Genomic DNA, 20,842 nt, shown 5'->3' on the forward strand with positions numbered 1-20,842 from the left:
CTGTGGGGTGAAAATAAAGTTTCACCCCACATAATAAAATTCAGTCATTGAAAATATAGTGTCATCCTAATTTCGGTTACTGAATATTTTCGGTAAATCTACTATCCAATCAATTAATTATGTTCTTTAACTTAATTTGCTCTGTATTCCCTTCCTGAGCTGGAGGTCGCGTAATATGAACACCTATTCCGTAGTCGCAGAGTCTTTCTTCTGATACAGACAACCACGGCTTATGTCGACAGTGGTGCGGGTTATTTTTCCTGTAGTCGAAAACGCATGAAGTGTATAGTGGACAACTACCTGTTAAGGCGTTTGTTTGAGCGATAGCCCCTTTTTTTATATGTAACCAGGCAAATCTAAAAGCCGTATATAGTGTTGTTCTTCCATCGCTACTCCTGCTCTTAACAAGTTCGTCATTCGCGAACTCATAGATAATGTCTCGTCCAATAACATTTTCATCCCCATGTTGTTGTTGTATCAACGTTGGGGCACCATAAGTTGATATTAAACTATTAAAATTTGAAGGATTCTTAGAAATATGATCAATAAACGAAAATTCAATGAAAGGCGTTTCTTTCCGTTTCTCTATGTTTTCTCTTATTCTCTGGCATGTGCCTTTAATAAATCTTGCCATTGGCTCATCCACAGTAAACATTGATTGGATTCGCTCTAGCGAACTTAGCGATTCCTGAGAGTATGCGTCGAGAGCTGTTTTACTGTAATGTGCTACTGCTTTTTCTGGTTCAATTCCATTTCTCATTTCCTGAATAGCAAACTTCATTACATCAAGTAAGGCTTGAGGTGGATTTGCAGTCTGTAGAGACGCCAGAGCACATCTAAGGACATCGTCTTCTGACAATTCAGGAGCAACTGATTTTGCGAGAATCTGGACTAGCAAATACGGATCAAATTGCGGTTCTGATGGCGGCGAGTTGAGAGCCTGGCATAATTTTTTCTCTAGGATGAATGCCGCGAATTCATGTATCTCGTATGTTCCAATTTGTGCTTCGTATTGGCATTCTTCATGTCTTTCAAGACAGACTTGGCATCTAAGGTAGTTAAAATCTGTGTTTGGTATTTTTTCTATGGAGATATCAGAAAATAGAATAGACTCTACTGGTATATTACTAGGAATGCTACTTTTTCTTCTGCTTCGCAAGGCATACATAACATCATTTTGTTTTATTATATCATTTACTTCCGATTCGCTTATATTTGCAGCAGCGTTACTCCATCCATCTGGACCGATTGTATTTCTGAAATTAGACCATATTATGGTTAAATTACAGAAGGTAGTTAATCCTAAAATTGTCGATATATTGTGAAAGTAATGAATCCACTCATGAAAAAATGTTGCTAACTGTATTGGGCTGGTAAATCCTTTAAGGTTCTCTGGATCAGAGAAAGCATCAAAATCTGGTTTAAGTTTTATCACCTGAAATTCTGGCATGTAAGAAGCTGCAGATATGTTCGACATATTTTCATCAATATCTTCAGTTTTCATTTCCTCAATATCCATTATTCTCCCCTAAGATTATTTTTACTCTAAATCTTGAGATTCTGAAAATCCAAGCTCTATCCAAAGCTCATCGTCTGAAATGTGTTTGAATTTTGGAATTAAAGATTTAACTAGGATTGGTGGCGCTCCCTCTAGTGCAGATGAATTTATTAAAGCGAAGCCGCCCCTGTCCAGTCGAATTAGAACTACACCGATCTCATCAAGATAGTCACGAACACTCACGACAAAAGCATCCCTAAGCGTAATCCTCTCGGAGAGTATGCGAAAGCTTTTTTCACTTAGCCGTGCTCGTCTCTTATCTGAACGTTTCAGCATAACCGCTATTCTCAAAGCGACAGTTTCAATTGATGGGTACCTTAAGCTCATAAATCCTCCTTATGGTTTTTAACAATCCTAAAATAGGATGTTTTTTGGTTTGTGTCAAATCTAATTTTAATTTACATGAATGATCAAGTTATCTTGGGGTATTCTAAATTTCTTAGTATTTTCATTGCATCAGAATAAATTTTGAAAGATTCTGTAGCTAAATGTGGTCGCCGAGAATCTCATATGATTGGCCGTTTCAAGGGGCTTAGTCACCAACAGATAAGCAAGCTCGTCAAAGAAGGCCGCGGGCAAGGCGAAGGTCGACATTACAGGCCCTGGATTCAAACCTGGGATATTTCTTCACTTGGCCGGTCTCATCGGATATTTGGTAACCGCAGTCGACGGTTGCATCACCTGCTTTCTGATTTGGAACTGGCTATTTTTCTGACATTGGACTGGCAACACTCGGTGTTGGATATCCGTGAACAGTTTCCGCTGCGTGTTGAAGATACTACCCGCCTTGCTGATGAGCTCGGTATTAGTCATGCTGTTTTTAAAGGCACACCTCAGGTGTTGAGCTCAGACTTTTTGGTCACGTTTGACCGGCAAACTCAACCCTTGATGGCGTTTCAGGCTAAATACAGCAGTGATTTATCCAAACCTGAAGTGATTGAACGGCTGCAACTGGAAAAACGCTACTGGGACGATAAACAGATACCATGGGCTATCATCACTGAGAAGGAAATCAGCAAAGAGGTGGTGATGAATATTCAGTGGCTTTATCCTGCAGAAAGCGAAAAGGTTGCCGAAGGCGAGTTACACCATCAGTTCCTGCTGTTTCAAACCCTGTTTAATAAGCAACCAAACGACTCCATCATCAAAATAGCTCAGCAGTTAGACCTTGCTTATAACCAGGAACCCGGCCAGGCATTATTCTGGTTGCGCCATCTGCTTGCCAGACGTTATTTCCAGTTTGATATTAATCTGCCCTACCGAAAGTTGATGGCATCAGATCTCATCGCTACTCCCTTTGAAAAGGAGATCACGGAGGCCAACTATGTTTCCGGTTAATCAGGTTTTTAAACGTGATGAGTTGTACTACCGGCTGCTATGGCTGGATGGCGAACTTTCGTTCTGGATTGATCTACATTCGAAAACTGCATGGCCAGAGCAGATTGCTGTCACTGATATAGAACAATTATTAATTCAGCAGAAGATAGCTCGGGTTGACGACCCCTGCTTCAGTTTGGTTGCGCGCAGCGTCGAGGAAGGCTCTACTGACTGGCAAAAGCGCGAGCGTGCGTGGTCCATTATTAAAGTTGAAATTGAAAATACTGCCTTGTTTTATCCTCGAGAGCGCGGCGCTGCTGTTAAGCGCATGATGGCCGTCAGTGGTGCAACCCACCAGACGATAAACCGTTTCATTCGTCGCTACTGGCAGCGTGGTATGTGTAAAAATGCGTTGTTGCCTGATTATGTAAACTCAGGCGCTAAAGGCAAACCACGGCAGTCTGGAAGAGCAAAGCTGGGCAGGCCAAGGACTGTGCGATCAGGTGTGGGTACCAACATTACACCTGTGATCGAAAGAGTATTTCACCAGGTAGTTACCAGCAAACTACTTGTCGAAAAGAATACGGCGGTAAGCCAGGCCTACGCCGGTGCATTGAATCTGATTGGCGCACTGATACCGGAGCTTCAACCTGAAGAACTGCCAACACCTGAACAGTTTCGCTACTTCTACCAAAGCCGCTATGCCAAAACACTGGTCGTTGAAAAGCAGCATTCAGCGGTCAAATTTGCCAAAGATATCCGGCCATTAAAAAGCACCTCGACAGCAGAAACCTTTGGCCCAGGCCACAGGTACCAGATTGATGCCACCATTGCTGACGTTTATCTGTTGTCTGAGTATGACCGTAGCAGAATAGTTGGTCGGCCGGTTATTTACATAGTGCAGGATGTGTTCAGCCGGATGGTCGTTGGCCTCTATATTGGCTTTGAAGGGCCTTCATGGGTTAGTGCTATGATCGCTCTTGCTCATATAGTTGAGGATAAAGTGGCGTATTGTCAGCGGTTTGGTATTGAAATCTCAGAAGATGATTGGCCCACCAAAGGTTTACCTGCAGTTATTCTGGCTGATAAAGGGGAAATAAACGGTACCAAGGTTGAAAAGTTTGCTGAGGCTTTTGGCGTTCGTATTGAAAACGCTACCGCCCGTCGTGGTGACGCTAAAGGTATTGTCGAACGAGCCTTCAGAACAGTTCAGGACGAATTTAAACCCTACACTCCTGGCGTTGTTGAAGCGGTGATGAGTACGAAACGCGGCGGCCATGATTATCGTCAGGACGCAACGTTGAACCTACCAGAGTTCACCCGAATTATTCTGGCCTGCGTGCTTTACCACAATACCGCTAAAGGTTTGGAGGGATATGACCGTACTGAGGATATGCCGACTGACTTACCCTTAATTCCTATCGAATTGTGGCGCTGGGGTGTGTCGAATCTGACTGGCAGGCTTCGCACTGCGCCAGAGCAGTTGGTCCAGATTAACCTGATGCCGCACTTTGAGGCGACAGTATCAGAGCTTGGTGTCAATTTGTTCAACTGTTTCTACACTTGCCCTGAATTGATTAAAGCCGGCTGGTTACATCGGTCCGGAACCAAAAGGCCTGACAAGGTATTGGTCGCCTACGATCCAAGAACAGCAGATCATATCTATATCAGACCTTCTTCCGATTTAAGTGAATACTGGATTTGTGACCTGACCGATCGCAGCAGGCGTTTTCGTGGTTTGTCATTTTGGGATGTTTGGCTCATCACCAAAGAAGAGCGAAAAACCGATGCCAAGGTGCGGATGAGTACTGCGGTAGCCAAAGGGAAGTTGATTCAGCAGATTGAAAATATTGTGGCTGAAGCCGATGAAAAACGTACTGAAATTAAGCGGCCAGGAGTTAAAAAACTGGGGCAGCATATCAGGCAAAACAAACAGTTAGAAAAGTCAGTAGAGCGACAGGTGACAGCGTTCAGACCGGAACGAACAGAAACCAGTACGCCAGCACAAGTGGTGCCTATTCGTAGCAATGCTAATGAAGATTGCCGCTTCCCGGATATGACGGATTTGATTTTTGGGGAAGACACAGGCAATGAATAGTCCAGTGCAAGGCCGCATCCCTCATGCTGAATATATAGACCCTGGCTTGCCAGAGTATCGGGATAACCCTCTCATTTCTGCTTTGCCGCCAATATATGATGCTAAGCAAGTCGTCGAAAAACTGCGGCTTAAACCTTTGTTTGATGCTGCAGAGCGAAATCTGGATGGACGGCTCAGAGTTCATACCATAGCCCGATTACTGAATCATTTCTTTCAGCCGTTGAATCACCATCTGGAATTTGAGCAAAAAATATCGCTGATATTGCGCCAGGGCTATCTCAGTAGAAATCCAGCACAGGGTGCTTATCACCTTCACCTGCAAAACGGATATAAGCGGGTTCAGGACGAAGACCTTGATGCTTATGTGTTTGACCAGGTTCGTTCCAGCGCAAATAGTTTGTCATTGTTTGGTTGCTCAGGTTGCGGCAAATCTGAAACCATCAATCGAATTTTTTCTGTATATAAGCAAGCCATATTTCACCCAGAGTACAACATAACTCAACTGACCTATCTGAAAGTGGAATGTCCGGGGGACGCTGATCTGGATGAACTCTGTCTGAGCTTTTTTAACGAGGTCGACCGGGTTTTGCATACTCAATACAGTATTTCTCACGGGCGGAAAAAATTGGGTACCAAGCGGCTGATGGCCAGCATGTGCCAGATCGCAAATCTGCATGCGTTAGGGGTTTTGGTGATTGATGAGGTGCAAAACCTTAATGAAGCCAGGTCGGGTGGTGCAGAGAAGATGCATAACTTCTTTGTATCCCTGGTGAACACTATTGGTGTGCCGGTGATCCAGATTGGCACTCATCGAGCTCGTAAGTTTTTCCAGCGAACGTTTCGCGCTGCGCGGCGTATTTCAGGGTTTGGCAGTTTGCTTTGGGACAGGTTACCCAAAGACAAGCAGTGGCAGTTGCTCCTAAAGCAACTCTGGGAATACCAGTGGTTGCGCAAGGCCGAGCCATTCACTGATGAGCTCGGCAATGTAATGTACGACCTGACACAAGGCGTCATGGACATAGTAGTGAAGCTTTATGTGTTGGCCCAGGTCAGAGCTATTGTGACTGGTATGGAACGTATCACTGTTCAGTTGCTGATGCAGGTATATGACGACGAGTTTAAACCTGTACATCCCATGCTAGCCGCGCTCCGCAGCAATGATCCGAGCTCAATAGAGCAGTATGATGATCTGCTGATGCCGGATATTGAAGCACGACTATTCTCCATGATGTCGTCATTGGAAGAGGCTGTTCCCGAAAATATTCGCTCAGAGGTGTCCACTGATAAGAGCAAAAAGCTTCTTGCGCTGTTGTTGCAAATGGATATCCCAGAGGATATTGCTATTCCGCTTGTTGATCGGGTTGTTCTGCAGCATCCTGACCTGTCAGTGGCCGCTTTGGTGCATAAAGTCACTGAATACACCGCAGATATCAGTAAAGAACCACCAAAAATCAACCGGATAAAAAGAACTCAATGGCTGGAATTACCAACCAATGATTTACGTTATTTGTACGCCAGTAGTGATAAAAACAATGTATATCAGCTATTCAAAGAGCAGGGGCTGATTTACGGCCTGAAATTAGTCAGGGACAGGACTGGCTAGCTATGCTGGCTTACTTCCCCAAGCCTTATCCGGACGAGCTGTTGTACAGCATGCTCGCCAGATGTAAGGTTCATATGGGGATAGAGAGCCCTAAACATTTGCTGGATCTGCTCTACCAAAAACGCACCGTCATTGCTGTACCAGACTTACCAGCTCAACTGCAGTTGTTGTGTAACAGTCTCCAGCATGTGCAGCAGTTAAACGCTAAACAACTTCTCTACCAAAGAACCTTGTTCCCGCTGTATGCCCCTTTTATTCCCGAAGGCCGCAAGCAACACCTGACAGACTTGCTGATCAATAGTGACGGCTCTGTTGTATATGTGGAGATAGGTATGAGCGCTGGTACGGTAAAGCTACCAGCGTTTTTTCGATATTGTCCTTTGTGTATGAATGAGCTTCAGCAAGAGTATGGCGAGTTTGCCTGGTTACGTCGCTGGCTGGTCCCCGGTTATCAGGTGTGCCATATCCACGGTTGCGAGCTTTGTGATTCTATACTGCCGCTGAGATCTATCCATCGTCACGAATATTTGGCAGCATGCCCTCAGTATTGTGAAGACTTCGCTGTAGCTACAAATCACAGTTCTAAGCTGGTACAACTTTCTTCCAGTATTATGGAGTTGTTGGCCATAACCGAAAGCCAGAGCCCTACATATCACCAATGGACGTTGTTCTATCGAGGGCTGATAGCCGAGGCTGGTATGCAAAATGGTATGCAGGTTTCAGGTTTTGAACTTCACAGCAAGTTCAGAAGCTACTGGCCGCATTCAATTTTAGTATCACTGAACCTGGTACCAGTGGGCCCCAGCTCCTGGTTATTAGCCATGTTTCGCAAGCATCGGAAGTCTTTTAGTTATCTGCAGCATTTACTGGTTTGGCAGGTACTGAAACCTCAATACTCTGTCTCACAGCTAATTGCCTGTGCAAACTCATTTCCTGAATCAGCCAGCCGCTCACAGAAAGTGGTACCGGAAGGACCAATTAATCAGGCTGACCGTGATCGCTGGCTTCAGTTGTTGCAATCTGGTTTGAGTGTAAAACAGGCAAGAGTTCAGTATCACAAAGCCTTGTATGCCAGATTGTATCGACATGACCGGACCTGGTTACTGGAGACTAACAAGGGATGGCATTTAAAAAGAACAAATCACAGCAATACAAACTGGCAGGTGAGAGATAAACACTATTTGCGCCAGTTGTACCGTGTGTTGGCGTTAAGGGATTTTGAGCTTAAAACGCCAAGGCAGAGCCGGAATTGGTTTTTAAAACAGCTTACTCGCTCATCGACCGCTGAAAAACATTTATCAAAATTACCCCTTTGCCAATCCTTTCTAAATAGGTACAGTGAGACTGTTGCTGAATTTCAAATACGGCGATTAACCTATCAGGTTTTGTTAGGTCGTCAGAATAATCAAAGCCGTCTGGCCTGGGAATTAGAGCGGTTGTGTGGATTGGCCAATGGCCGAACGCGACCACTGACATTGAAGTTTATGGAGTTGTTAGAAAGGGAAGTCTTGTAAATCAATGCAAAAAAAGATCTTTAAGAGAATTCCACCAGAGGCAAAGTTAGTCGCGTTAGGTAATCAGTTCAGAAGGGATGAACCTTCTTCATTCTGGCGCTTCTCAACATTTTTCAACAGGCTAGATCGTCAGGAATATTCTGAAAACTTCGAGCTGGAAGCCCTTTGTGTCATGGGGCTTGGCCGAAAATTTATACAAAATACAGAACAGCTGTACACATCCAGTGGTTTCCATCAAACACTTACTTTTCCTCCCGTTGAACAATGGGAAGATGCATTGCTTGGGGATTGTTCTCAATTGGCAAAGCGCCTGGCCGCCAAATCGGAAGTCGCCAATCAAAGATGCTTTGTATTCATAGCTGGTGGAGTGAAAGTATGGCTACCAAAGCTGGAACTTGCTCGAAAACTGTTTTTCCATGCAGGGTTCATGGTTAGAGCTGCCTATTTACCGAATGGCCTGGATAATTTGTTCCAAATGCGTTTAGGCGCTGACAAACTTTCATATGATGTATTCACACCCAGTCGAACCGGTGTCCCAATAGCCTTTTTAAAACAGCCTACTTATCGGGAGTTTTTTTCGTGGCTTCTGGTGAACAAGGATATCCGCAATTCGTTTGAGTCCATCTGGCAGAAATTAAACGCTGAACAAACCATTAAAAATGGCTACTGCCGTTGGGTGTTTAACTTCAACCCGCCGACCAGTATTGCTGGTGTGGAAGCAATGTTCCGAGGCATATACAACCATGAAGAAAAAGAGATGTTGGTGTGGGAAATTGCATCGCTTTCCGGTTTGCCGCACAACTCCCTCCGCACAGTCATATTTAGCCATCCGCAATTAAAAAAACCAGTAAAAAATGGAGATGCTGCCGGTGGTGGAGCTGGCGGATGTTCCCCAACTGCCATTGAAATTGACACTGAAGATGAGCCGTCCGGAGACAGTGAACGGGTTCGGATTGAATTACCCAGCGAAAGCCTGTCCTTCGATCGGGAAATAAAAACCAAAGTAAATTACAAAGGACAGAAAGGATATCCCGGAGGTAAAGGGGTTGGGGAAAGCTTGTCGAATGATGGAGCTGTTCTGGCTGTAAGCACAAAAGATGATGTTATTGAAGGTTGTGGACGAGCTGGCGATTTCGATCAGTTAGGAGTGGGTCATGAAGGTGATGCGAACCGCTATGCGGAACGCTTTACTGCACTGATTGATGTGATAAAGCAATTGTCAAAAGATCAGCGTTTAGAGTACATAGGAATAAAAGTTGAACCTTTACCAGTTGTTAAGCGCTGTAGTTATCACAAAATGACTCATGAACAGCCAAGGTGTTATTTACTGGCCAAGTTTAGGCGAACTGATGGCGAAGTGCGATATATACTGGATATTGATACCTCTGATGGTGCCAGAGCTATTTCTACCCTAATACTTCACTCCTGTCCGGATTTTAATGAGTTACTTGAAAAAACGCTTGTTTTGACTTTAAAAAAATCGTTGAGATGGCATGTAGCCAGTCCATTAAGGACTTCCGCGATTAAGCATCCTGAGTTTGGTAATGACGGTATTTTAAGCGAGAAGAAAATTGAGTCATGGGTATGCCGTTTGTCTGGCTCCCTACAACATCTGTAAAGTTTACTCCAGACCTGTTCATTGAGCTATTGATAGTGAATAAAATTCCATTTGAAGAATGTATTTGTTATGTTGTTTTCAGGAACATATATGATGCTATGAGACTTAATTGGATAGGGAAGTTGATGATTTAAAAATCTGTAAGGTATTCAATGACCTTATGGACGATTATGAGCGTATGGGCGGAAATCTGACACGGAGTCAGGTTGAGAGATTGATTGTTAAAAGGAACTTAACTACTAACGAAGGAAAGCTAGTTTTTGAAAAATTAGATTTGGCTAATGTTTGCCTTGATGATTTCCCTGAGGCGGTAGCTGATGAGAATGAATTACCACATAATGAGCTCGAAGATAACGATAAATCGACGTATTTAATTGAACGAATAATTACTAAAACCAAGTTGCTTACAGCCAAGGAAGAAGTTGAACTATCTTATCAAATGGAGTTAGGAGCTCGGGCTTTTTCGGAAATTGAAAGTGGCGTGACTGCTACTGAATCTCATAAGGACTTCATCAAAAGAGCGGCTCAGGCACGAGAAAAAATGTTGTTATCAAACCTCGGTTTGATCCATAAATGTGCAAAATTTTTCAGTGGGATGTCTACCTTAACGCTAGAAGACTTGTTTCAAGAAGGCTTTATCGGCCTAAATCGGGCTGTTGAGAAGTTTGATCGAACTCTCGGATATAAGTTTTCTACCTACGCGATGTGGTGGATTAGGCAAGCAATTATTAGGGCGTTATGCGATAAAGGGGCAGTGATCAGACTACCGAATCATATGTACCAAGATGTGCTGAAGTTTAAAAGAGCATATCGCCTAATAAAACAAATAAATTATGATCGAGAGCCCAAGTTAACTGAGCTTGCTGAAGAACTTGATTGGACTTTGGATAAAATACACTTTGTTTTTCAAGTCTCTATTTTATCACCCTTGTCTTTAGACGGCATTCACTGGCAATCGAACAATGAAAGTGTTCTAGATGATGTTGTGTCTCATTACTCAACGCCAGAGAGTATAACTTTAGATAGCGAGATACATAATCTTATTGAAAATGCATTGTGCTGTTTGACGGATAGGGAAGCAGATATCCTTAAAAGGCGCTATGGAATAGATTCTGCAGATGATGGGATGACTCTGGAAGAAGTTGGTGAGATCTATAACGTCACCAGAGAACGCATCAGGCAAATTCAACAAAAAGCGTTGCTCCAACTGCAAACATCAAGGCTCTCTGATGAACTTAGACTTCACCTTAAATAGCCATCCTTTATTTTGGTCAATACATGTTCTCTAGATGGAGTTGAATATGAGTATTACTGAAGCAAGAGAGAAATTCATTGACTGGTTAACCACTCGCATGACTTGTGCTGGTCGCGGGGACAACGACTCTTTTCTAAATGTTGAGCCGTCAGGTAAGTTTTGGTTAGCCAGGCTTCAATCCATTGAGGGAATAGACAAAGCTAAATGGGGGGAAAAATCTGAAAGATTAGAACCCTGTGCTATGGGAATCAAGGTTCGAACAGAAAGGACAAATGAGTGGACGTTTCTTGTAAAGATAAAGTTCAAAGTTTGGACTAAACCCCCAAAGCATGTGGGGTGGGTTAAATCAGAACTGATTAGCATTGAAGAACTTATAACAATACCATATTCAGTAGGACGTACCTGTCATTTGGAAGCGCAAATCGCTGCAGAAGTTAGCAAGATTACGGGGCAAAAGGGTATATGCGCCAGGGTTGATGTTGAGGTAGCGCATGGGCGGGACGGTCATCCCGAATTGGTCATTTCGCTGGTTAATATCTCCCCTAAAAAAATAGAAAAGTCTGTCTTAGCTGACACTAGGTTATATGAGTGCCAATTGGCTTTAGATGGGCTGAAGTTAATTCCATTTGAACTTGAATCTCTGGAGGATTCATTTCGATACGATCGAGATGTCTGGGCATACGGAATAAACTGTGGTGTAAACATCTCAAATAATCTCTCGGTATCAACAGATGATAGCGTCTCTGTTGAACGCTACAGACCAAACTATTGGAGTGTTGATGACAATGAACCAGATTTGTCATTTAAAACTTTAGCGGATAATCCAATACCTGAATGTGAAAAATTACTTAGCAGTTTAACTAAGTGGGGTAATGTCAATTGGGGGGACGCTGTTCTTGCCAATAGAGCCCAGGACGAAAAGTGGCCTCAAGGTATGCTACAACAAGCGACAGAAGCCTCTTCAGAGTTTCATGAAGAGCAATCCCGAATCAGCAAAGGTATTCAGCTTCTGAAAGCTAATCCATTATTGTTGAAGTCATTCCAGGGAATGAATAAGGCTATAAAACATAGCTCTAATGGAAAGTACAACAGTTGGCGGCCTTTTCAGTTGGGTTTTTTGCTCGCGAATTTAAATACGATTGTAGATCAAACGCTAGAAAGCGAAATCGTTGACGTAGTATGGTTTGCAACAGGTGGAGGTAAAACGGAAACTTATTTAGGTCTATTAACAACCGCCATGTTATATGAGCGACTTAATGGCAAACTCTCAGGCATAACTGCGTGGAGTCGGTTTCCCTTAAGAATGTTGTCGCTTCAGCAAACGCAGCGGTTTGCAAATACCATTGCGGGCGCTGAAATAGTTAGAGAATCAGAAGAAATAGGCGGTGATCCGTTTTCTCTGGGATTTTTCGTCGGTAATGGAGCCACTCCTAACAGAATACCTCTAGAACCAAAGGTAGGTGAGCCTGATTACGACGACGAGGCTATGCCTTATAAGTACCAAGTACTCGAATACTGCCCTTTTTGCCATCGATCAAATATCAAAATGGTATTTGACCGAAAACTCTGGAAATTAGAGCATCGTTGTGGCAATTCAGGTTGCTCATATTTAGATAAAGCCCTGCCAATTTATATTGTTGATGAAGAGATTTATCGATTCTTACCAACAATTATCGTTGGTACTCTAGACAAAGCTGCATCAATAGCGATACAGGCCTCAATGAGAGGGTTTGTGGGGGCTCCTCTAGGCCTGTGCTCTATCGACGGGCATGGCTATACTTATGCGGCGAGGAGCTCTAAACCAACTGGTTGTTCCGTCCCAGGATGTAAGGGTGTCCTTAATCCGCTACCTATGAAAAAAGAACTTTATGGCCCCTCTTTTCGTTTACAGGATGAACTTCATTTATTAAGAGATAGCTTGGGAGCTGTCGATTCGCATTATGAAGCTTTGTATGATCAGCTACAAAAAGAACTCTGCGATCGCACACCTAAAATACTTGCTTCTTCTGCGACGCTCACTGGTTATAAGAAACAAGTTGATGTCTTATACAGAAGGCAAGCTAGGGTTTTTCCAGTCCTTCCTCCCAAAATAGGAAGTGGTTTTTGGAGTTCTGATTCGAACGACTTGATGAGACGTTTTGTCGCCATCGCCCCGAAAGGCGTTACGATTGAGTACGTTGTAGACAGATTGTTGAACGAATTACAGATCGCTATTCGTGAACTGGTAAATAATCCGGTCAACATGAGTACCGAAATAGGTGTCGACGCCAAATTTTTTCCTCAGATAATTTCTGAGTATGGGACTAATGTCGTATACGGTAACACTCTTAGAGACCTTGAAGCTGTGGTCCGGTCGGCGGACACTCAGCTTAGCGACGTCCATGGGAAAGTTAACACAATATCTCTAACTGGAAAGACTGAGTTTGAAGAAGTTATTAGGATTTTACATCGGTTAGAAAAGCCAGAGGATAACTTCGAAGAACGAGTTCATATTGTCTCTGCGTCTTCTATGATGTCTCATGGCGTTGATATCGATCGGCTTAACATCATGGTTATGTTAGGCCTACCTCTCTCCGCCGCTGAGTTTATACAAGCGACAGCTAGGGTAGGAAGAAGATATCCCGCACTTGTTTTTGTTGTACATAAAATAGGCCGAGAACGTGATGCCGCTGTCTATCGTTCCTTTAAATATTTTATAGAGCAAGGAGACAGGTTTGTTGAGCCCATACCAATCACTAAACGAAGTCGCCAAGTCCTGGATAGAACAATTCCCGGACTAGCCTTAGCTAGAATTCTGATGCTACATGAAGCTGAGTCTGGCCAATCATTGGTTATGGCGAAATCATTTAAGCAATATGCAAACAATTCGAATTTCAATATTGAGGAAGAATATACACGCTTGTTTGAGACGCTTCAGCTGGATGGAGAGTTAGACGAACCTTTAAAAAATGACATTATTAATTGGTTCGAACTTCTAAAGCAGAACATAGATATTCTCCCAAAAGACGCCAATTTTCTCTCAGATTTAATGCCTTCAGACCGAGGTGCGATGATGTCATTGCGAGATGTTGAAACGCAGGTTCGAATTATCGGCAAGTTGGTGTAGGAGTAATTTATACAATGAAAGCCTATAGAAGCGCGTCACAGATTTTGTTTGGTTTTTTACCTGATCAGACTATCGATTTACAAGGTAAAGTATGGAAAGTAAAGGATTGGATATATCCAATTGTGCGAAGCGAGATAGATATTGAAAGTGTTCGTAGAGAGATAATAAAGCAAGCAACCCCTTGGGCTAACTCTAAAATGGATAACGGCTTCGTAAATCATTTACGAGCCAAAGCGGACCTGAAAGTCGTAACGCTTAACCTAAATAACGGAGTTGAAGTCGAACCATTTCCTAAAAACTGGCAGTGTAAAAGTTGTAAAAGACTCCATGACCAGATCGACTTTCAATGTCAATGTGGCGCAAAAGGCGATAAAGGACAATTATTTTTTGTTGGATTTCACGACAAATGTGGAACGATTAAACAGCCATGGATCCAAAAGTGTAAAGAGCACAATCAGGTTAGGGCTATTTTCCCTGGAACAGCTTCTGCTACAGAGATTATTTTTGACTGTCCGGTTTGTAATGTTTTAATAAGAAAAGGATTTAGCCACGCGAGCTGCCAGTGTGGGCAAGGCCCGCTTAAGTATCAGCCACATCGTGCAGCTTCTGTGTATACTTCAAGATCAATTGTTATTGTAAATCCCCCATCTCGAGAGCATTTGCAGTCAGTCAATGAAGCTGGCGGCCGAGCCAAGGCTTTGTCGTGGGTATTGGGGGGTATGAAAGAACCAACAATTAAAGACGTTACCAGTAATAAAGAATCCTTGAAGCAACAATTGTTGTCTCAAGGACTTCCGTTAAATGTTGTAGAACAGATGCTTGCCGCTGCCGGAGATGCTATTGGAAACACCAATTCAGTATCACTGAGTGTGAGTTCAGATAAGCTTGATGAGGCTGAGGCGCAGGCTGTCACTATTGCTCTGGCGACCATCGAATCTCGAGTTACTATCGACTCTCTAATCGAAAAAACCTCACCAAAAGCAGCACTATTTGACGTTTACAAAAATAAGTATAGTGAAGCTTTGCAAACTGCAAAGCTTGCATCTATTGATTTAATTGAGCGCTTTCCGATAATGACAGGGCAGTACGGTTACTCTCGAGGAGGAAACCCCGCAGGTGAAGACATGCTTGTGCCTTTCAAGGCGCGAAAAGGAGGGGGCTATACAGTTTATGCTGATATTGCGAAGACGGAAGCATTATTTATTCGCTTGGATCCAATGAGTGTTGCGCGTTGGCTTCTTGAACGAGGATTTTCTATAGGCCCTTATAATGATGACAAATCTTGCCGTGCGGCAATAATAGAGTCTATTGATATACCGTCAGTCTTTAGCACAGATGATTCCGCGGGAAGTGACCTATTAACACTAATACATTCCTATGCTCATCGGTTCATTCGTATTGCAGCTATCCATTCAGGTATTGATCGAAATAGTTTGTCTGAACTAATCGTGCCATTACACCTTGGTTTTTTTGTATATGCATCAGCTAGAGGAGATTTTGTTCTGGGAGGATTACAGGCGATGTTTGAATCTGGCCTTAACCAATTTCTAAATGCTGTCGTTTTTGATGAACACCGATGTGTATTAGACCCTGGCTGTCTTGATACTGGGGGGGCTTGCATGGGATGTCTTCATCTCGGAGAGCCTTCTTGTCGATATTTTAATCTGCACTTGAATCGAGATACGTTGTTCGGACCGAACGGCTATTTTTAACATGTAATGGATTAGTGTTCGTTGCTGAAAGTGAATAGTTGGCGACACTGTTAGACAGATCACGTTTCAGTTACTCATGTAGATCTGTCAATTCTGCTCCAAAAGTCGTAAATATGAAGTGTTGTTTTAGCCACCGATATTGAAGCCGGCATCGGGTAGATATTTGGTATGTGTCCGTACTCTTCGAGTAGTCGCTTATGGATGTCACGTAGTGGCATCTCAGAAGGACCGATTTCCATACGCGCACGAGCAAATTGTGGCCAAACAGCCATTGCCAGATATGGAGCATCGGTTATTACGCCGTAGCCACGAGTTCGAACAGATGACCTTGAAATAGCAAAGAGCAGGACGCTCTTGACCTTTTCTCCACGTTTGAGTTTGAGCTGTAAAGATTTGTCCAGTGCCGAGGATCCATGCTCCTCAATCCACGACCTGACCCTGCCGGACCAGTCTGTAAGCTCAGCCGATAGGTTTGTTGCTTTGCTCCGAAGTTGGCGGACGTCGTTGGTGGAGTAGTCTTGCCACTTCAGCTGGAAGAGCCCAACTTCACCAGTCACCCTGTCGTATATTGCCGCGTCAATGTCTGTCAATACAGAGCCTTTTCGCCGTAACTTCAGGTTGCCAGGGAAACAGATGTAGCGCCGACCGCCGAACATTGCGTAAAGGTGGTTACGCATCCAGTCCTCCCGGTCAGCGGCGATGGCGTTTTCAGTATTTGGAACCAACCATTGATGCTGGGTTCTGGCTGCTGTGAAAGGGTTTCGGGTTAAACATGACACTGGGCGCAGGATTAGACCATTGCCGAGGTCGAAGAGTAGAGGGATTAGAGGTGTTGAGTGTTCCGCCAGCTTTCTAGTCTGCTCAGGTGTCATTGCCATCGTGGCGAACACGGACTGAACTACAGACTTGGAAAGGCCACTCACGATAGATATCGATTCTTCAAGCGCATCTCTTGGTCCCCAGATAGTCAGGCTTTGGGGTACTGACACTTGGGGGAAAAGCTTTTTAGCAACGGATACGCAGCCGAAGTGTTTGGTATGAAGACTTATGAGAGCTGCTCCCACAGCTGCAAAGTCGGCACCGGTAAATGAGCCGAGTTTAGCTTTGGGATCTATGCCCGCAGCCTCACGCCACGAGGTTGCAAGGGAGAGAGCTTCTGCCATGTAGTGTTTGTCTACCTCTATTCGGGCGCCATAGGAAACCATGACGCCGCGCCCTGTATTCCAGGGCGCTACGAGGGGTTTGATCAGTTCCTCAATATCAGATCTAAGCCAGCGCTTTACTGGTGGATCGTCAAAGGCTATATAGTTGCCTGGCATGTCAGGGAATCGTAAGGCATCTCGGATTGACGTCATCTTCCAGCCTGCATTCGACGGTGGCAAATTCACTTCTGCGGTTTTAAGTCGGTCGAACTCCTCTAAGTCAGCGAATTGTGCGCGGGCGCAATCGTCCATGCGTATGTGAAATTCTCCGTTTTCTTGGGTGATTTTCATAATGCCACGCTCGCTCATATCGGCTATGCGTCGTAGCAGCGAAACTTTACCGAACTCCTGCATGAGGCTTGCGGCATAGCTTCGCGATTCATGAGTACTTTCCATCAGATGAAAGACCCCTTGCTGATCTAATGGCCTAAAGAGCTCGGCTACAGTCCTGTTCCATCCCCAATACATCAAATCCAACGATTGCGCTTTTTCCTCGTTGTCGCCTATTATTGCCTTTGCAGAGGTTCCCCAGTAGTCCATTGCCCGAACGACTTCAATGAACAAGATAAACCGGCGTATAGGGTCACTTGGCAATAGGTTAAGAGTGTCTGCGAGATGGGCTTCTGCAAATTGTCTGAGCGCTTGTGCATGCGAATCAGCCATAGTTCACGGTCCATAAACATAGAGTTGGAGCAGCGTCACTTTTCATGTATTCCAAACTTACACGCTCCTTGTCAATATTGGTTTAACTAGCATGCACATGTCAGTGCCACATGTAACTAGTTACTTTTTAATGATTCACTACCTAATTTTAGGTTTTAACACAGATGAGTCACAATTTTTTAGCCAAAAGCCCCCGTGGCTAGTCTCCCCAGCGCAACTCATCTTTAACTCCTGCAGATGTGATAAGATAAAGTCCTACCTTTGCTCGGCTGAGCGCAACATAACCTAAAGATTTGAGCTTTTCTTTGTCTGGTTTTTCACCAATTATTACGATAACAATATTCCGCTCTAGCCCTTTAAATTTATATATTGTCTCCGTGGTGACTCCATACTTATCAATGGAGGTAAGTGAGTAGTCTGCGACTATTCTCGTCCTTAAGAGTGACAGTGTTGCGTTCGTATCGGTCAATACGACAATATCAGAATGCTTTACTCCTTCATTTAGCATTAGATGTTCTAAGATGTCTGTTGCTACTTTTATCGCAGATTCTATGTTTAGCGCTTCGATAAACTGAGGTGATGGCCCGTCCACTAACTTACCAGCAGGTGTGTCAGTTAGCACGTTGAATACTTTTTCAGCGATCTGTCTAGTGTTTCGGCAGTTCAGTATCAACTCGAAAGGGAAGGCATTTACAGGGGGCTGCCAATCTTTTCTGTAGAATTCCTGCAGAGGGTCCGCAAATAAATAAAATATTCCATCTTTCGGTATCAATCGCTGTAACGAGAGTAGCCATTCAGACGAAAAATCTTGTGCTTCATCAATTATAATTGCATCGAAACATGGCGTTATATCCTGAAGTATTGATATAGCCCCATTTTCAAACCATTGGTCGTCGAGTTGTTGAGGAATTTTGATGCCAATTCGTTTGGCTTCGGTAAGAACAAATCCATGAAATGTATTCACAGTTATTCCCTTATCCTCAATAGATTGTTGTATATGGGTTTTAAGGTTGGTATTGAAACAGAGTAACCCAACTTTGAATCCTGACTCATTAAGTTGAATCGCTTTTTCCAGAGCTAATATTGTTTTGCCTGTTCCTGCTTTGCCATAAATGACCGCAAAATTACACCTTTTGAGGGAGTGAAGAACCTGGACTTGCTCTGATGTGAGCTCTACCAATGCTTTATCTAAATCCTCAACCTCATGACCCATTCTTTTGATAACGAATAAAGTGGGAGCGAGCAGTCTTTTTAACTTTTCAACTTCTAATTGCGTAATATGTTTGGCGCTACCCCAATGTGCAAATACGTCACTTAAAGCTCTTTGCATGACCTTCAAATCGATTCTATCAATTATTATTTTTCTTGGGGCATTAGCGCTAATACTCTCTTTTAAGATGATGTCGGGGAAGCATACTGCATGTATAACCGGAATACTTTTGAGTTGTGGGCATACATCTGATAAGTATTTTAATAATGCATGTTTAGAATCTTTAGCCTGTTGAAATGGATCTTTTATCTTGTGCTTGACAGCATACTTGTCTGTTGAGTACCAAACGCCGTTATCTATGGCGATGTTCCCACCTTTGACCTCTAATACTAGAATGCCTTGGTTTGGATCTATGATGATGAAATCTGCTTCGCCATCACTTTGTTTATGGTTCCGTCTTGATTGCCAAACTACAGAGTGTAAGACCACCAACCCCGATAAAGGCTTAAGAGCATTGATAACTTTCACTTCAGATGCTGGCGTTTTTGCTGATAAATTTGTTGTGATCATTTGAGCCATTGTCTCAATCCTGTTGACTATATTGTTCCTTTTTAATGATTCTTACACGCTAATGGCTCTAAGTAAAACTTGAAAATCAATCTCGATATTTTCCTGTTCAGGTGCTAAACTGCCAGCTAAGGCTGGCAGCTATTTTTAGTGAAAACTTAAATGGAAATCTCAGGAATTGATTTGTTTTGTGGTGCAGGTGGATTGACCCACGGGTTGGCTTTGGCAGGTATAAAAGTTGCTGCAGGATTTGATATAGACCCCGCATGCCGTTTTCCTTATGAGAAAAATAACAATGCTCAATTCGTATTGAAAGATGTTGCTGATATAACAGGTGAAGAGCTTTTAGGTTTGTACCCTAAAGGAAGCATCAAACTCTTAGCAGGTTGTGCGCCATGTCAGCCATTCTCAAAATACACACAAAATAGACCAAAAGATGAACGCTGGGGCCTATTGTATCACTTTGCTCGCTTGATATCGGAGGTACAGCCGGATCTTGTGACGATGGAAAATGTCCCTGAGCTTGTGAAACATTCAGTGTACGACGACTTCAAAAAACTGTTGAAATTAGATGGTTACCAAGTATCTGATTCAGTAGTTTTTTGTCCTAATTATGGTATGGCACAAACTAGAAAGAGACTGGTCTTATTAGCTTCTAAAACAGGCAATATAGAGCTTCTCGCTCCGACGCATAGCGCAGCTAATTACAGAACTGTACGTGATGTTATTGGGCATCTACCTAAACTAATAGCTGGTGGTTGTGATCCCGTTGACCCTTTGCACAGGACAAGTAAGCTTAGTGAGTTAAACCTTGAACGGATAAAAGCGTCAAAACCAGGTGGAACTTGGAAAGATTGGCCTTTGCATCTGAGGGCGGCATGTCATACAAAAGAGTCCGGTAAAGGTTATGCGAGTGTTTATGGAAGGATGGAATGGGATAAACCAAGTCCAACAATGACGACTCAGTGCTATGGATTTGGGAATGGTCGATTTGGTCATCCAGAACAGCATCGAGCAATCAGCTACAGGGAAGCAGCAATACTGCAGTCGTTTCCTGATGAATACAAGTTCATACAAGATAACAGCAGAGTAGAAACTGGTGTTCTTGGGCGAATGATCGGGAATGCGGTTCCAGTTCGTTTAGGGGAAGTTGTGGGATTATCAATAATTAAACATGTGAACGAAAATATGCCCAAACGGATGGAGAGAGCCACTCGTCAGCGCAAGTCTTTACAGACTGAATGCTCCGATTATTAAATTCCAACGCTCGTGTTGAAATTTTATTTTCAAACTCACGAGTGAGTCAAATTTAGTCCGGTGGGTCCATGATGAAACTTTAGGCTTTCACAATGTCACACTGTTTCATAATTATGCGTTATGCAGGTGTTTTTATGGTGAATCTTTATTTTTAAATGACAA

13 protein-coding genes are annotated in these 20,842 nt (G+C 43.4%); 9 read left to right on the forward strand and 4 right to left on the reverse strand.

Going from position 1 to position 20,842, the window contains the following annotated elements; genetic code table 11:
- Positions 1-109 precede the first annotated feature (109 nt).
- Positions 110-1,519: a hypothetical protein gene (locus MJX74_RS21130; RefSeq protein ID WP_240225039.1), complete on the reverse strand. Its 1,410-nt coding sequence runs from the start codon at positions 1,517-1,519 to the stop codon at positions 110-112.
- A gap of 21 nt (positions 1,520-1,540) precedes the next feature.
- Entirely contained in the window at positions 1,541-1,885 is a 345-nt protein-coding gene (locus MJX74_RS21135; protein WP_240225040.1) for a hypothetical protein, read from the reverse strand.
- Positions 1,886-2,026: 141 nt separating this feature from the next.
- Here MJX74_RS21135 and MJX74_RS21140 point away from each other — a divergent pair, with 141 nt between their 5' ends.
- The 8 genes from MJX74_RS21140 (at position 2,027) to MJX74_RS21175 (ending at position 15,781) form a co-directional block, all read left to right on the forward strand.
- A complete protein-coding gene (locus tag MJX74_RS21140; RefSeq protein ID WP_240225041.1) occupies positions 2,027-2,896 on the forward strand; it encodes a TnsA endonuclease C-terminal domain-containing protein in 870 nt (289 codons plus the stop codon).
- Positions 2,883-4,973, forward strand: a complete 2,091-nt coding sequence (locus MJX74_RS21145) for a Mu transposase C-terminal domain-containing protein (protein WP_240225042.1) — start codon at positions 2,883-2,885, stop codon at positions 4,971-4,973. The genes MJX74_RS21140 and MJX74_RS21145 overlap by 14 nt, the downstream gene beginning before the upstream one ends.
- Positions 4,966-6,576: an ATP-binding protein gene (locus MJX74_RS21150; protein WP_240225043.1), complete on the forward strand. Its 1,611-nt coding sequence runs from the start codon at positions 4,966-4,968 to the stop codon at positions 6,574-6,576. Before MJX74_RS21145 ends, MJX74_RS21150 begins: the two co-directional genes overlap by 8 nt.
- Before the next feature lie 2 nt (positions 6,577-6,578).
- Positions 6,579-8,090, forward strand: a complete 1,512-nt coding sequence (locus tag MJX74_RS21155) for a TnsD family Tn7-like transposition protein (protein ID WP_240225044.1) — start codon at positions 6,579-6,581, stop codon at positions 8,088-8,090.
- A gap of 4 nt (positions 8,091-8,094) precedes the next feature.
- Positions 8,095-9,708 (forward strand): Tn7-like element transposition protein TnsE, encoded by a 1,614-nt coding sequence (locus MJX74_RS21160; protein ID WP_240225045.1) that lies wholly within the window; start codon positions 8,095-8,097, stop codon positions 9,706-9,708.
- A gap of 109 nt (positions 9,709-9,817) precedes the next feature.
- Positions 9,818-10,963, forward strand: coding sequence for a sigma-70 family RNA polymerase sigma factor (locus MJX74_RS21165; RefSeq protein WP_240225046.1), 1,146 nt, complete (start codon positions 9,818-9,820; stop codon positions 10,961-10,963).
- A gap of 46 nt (positions 10,964-11,009) precedes the next feature.
- Positions 11,010-14,069, forward strand: a complete 3,060-nt coding sequence (locus MJX74_RS21170; RefSeq protein WP_240225047.1) for a helicase-related protein — start codon at positions 11,010-11,012, stop codon at positions 14,067-14,069.
- 14 nt (positions 14,070-14,083) lie between these two features.
- Positions 14,084-15,781, forward strand: a complete 1,698-nt coding sequence (locus MJX74_RS21175) for a hypothetical protein (protein WP_240225048.1) — start codon at positions 14,084-14,086, stop codon at positions 15,779-15,781.
- 74 nt (positions 15,782-15,855) lie between these two features.
- On the opposite strand, the gene MJX74_RS21180 is transcribed toward MJX74_RS21175, so the two are convergent.
- A complete protein-coding gene (locus tag MJX74_RS21180; RefSeq protein WP_240225049.1) occupies positions 15,856-17,646 on the reverse strand; it encodes a hypothetical protein in 1,791 nt (596 codons plus the stop codon).
- A 199-nt stretch (positions 17,647-17,845) separates the two neighbouring features.
- Positions 17,846-19,435 (reverse strand): nuclease-related domain-containing DEAD/DEAH box helicase, encoded by a 1,590-nt coding sequence (locus tag MJX74_RS21185; protein ID WP_240225050.1) that lies wholly within the window; start codon positions 19,433-19,435, stop codon positions 17,846-17,848.
- Positions 19,436-19,585: 150 nt separating this feature from the next.
- Between MJX74_RS21185 and MJX74_RS21190 the strand changes: the two genes are divergently transcribed.
- Positions 19,586-20,680 carry a DNA cytosine methyltransferase gene (locus MJX74_RS21190; protein WP_240225051.1) on the forward strand — a complete coding sequence of 365 codons (1,095 nt, stop codon included), beginning with the start codon at positions 19,586-19,588 and terminating at the stop codon, positions 20,678-20,680.
- The last annotated feature ends 162 nt before the right edge of the window (positions 20,681-20,842 follow it).

The sequence above is a fragment of the Rheinheimera hassiensis genome, assembly GCF_022436675.1.
In the GTDB taxonomy this organism is placed as follows: domain Bacteria; phylum Pseudomonadota; class Gammaproteobacteria; order Enterobacterales; family Alteromonadaceae; genus Alishewanella; species Alishewanella hassiensis.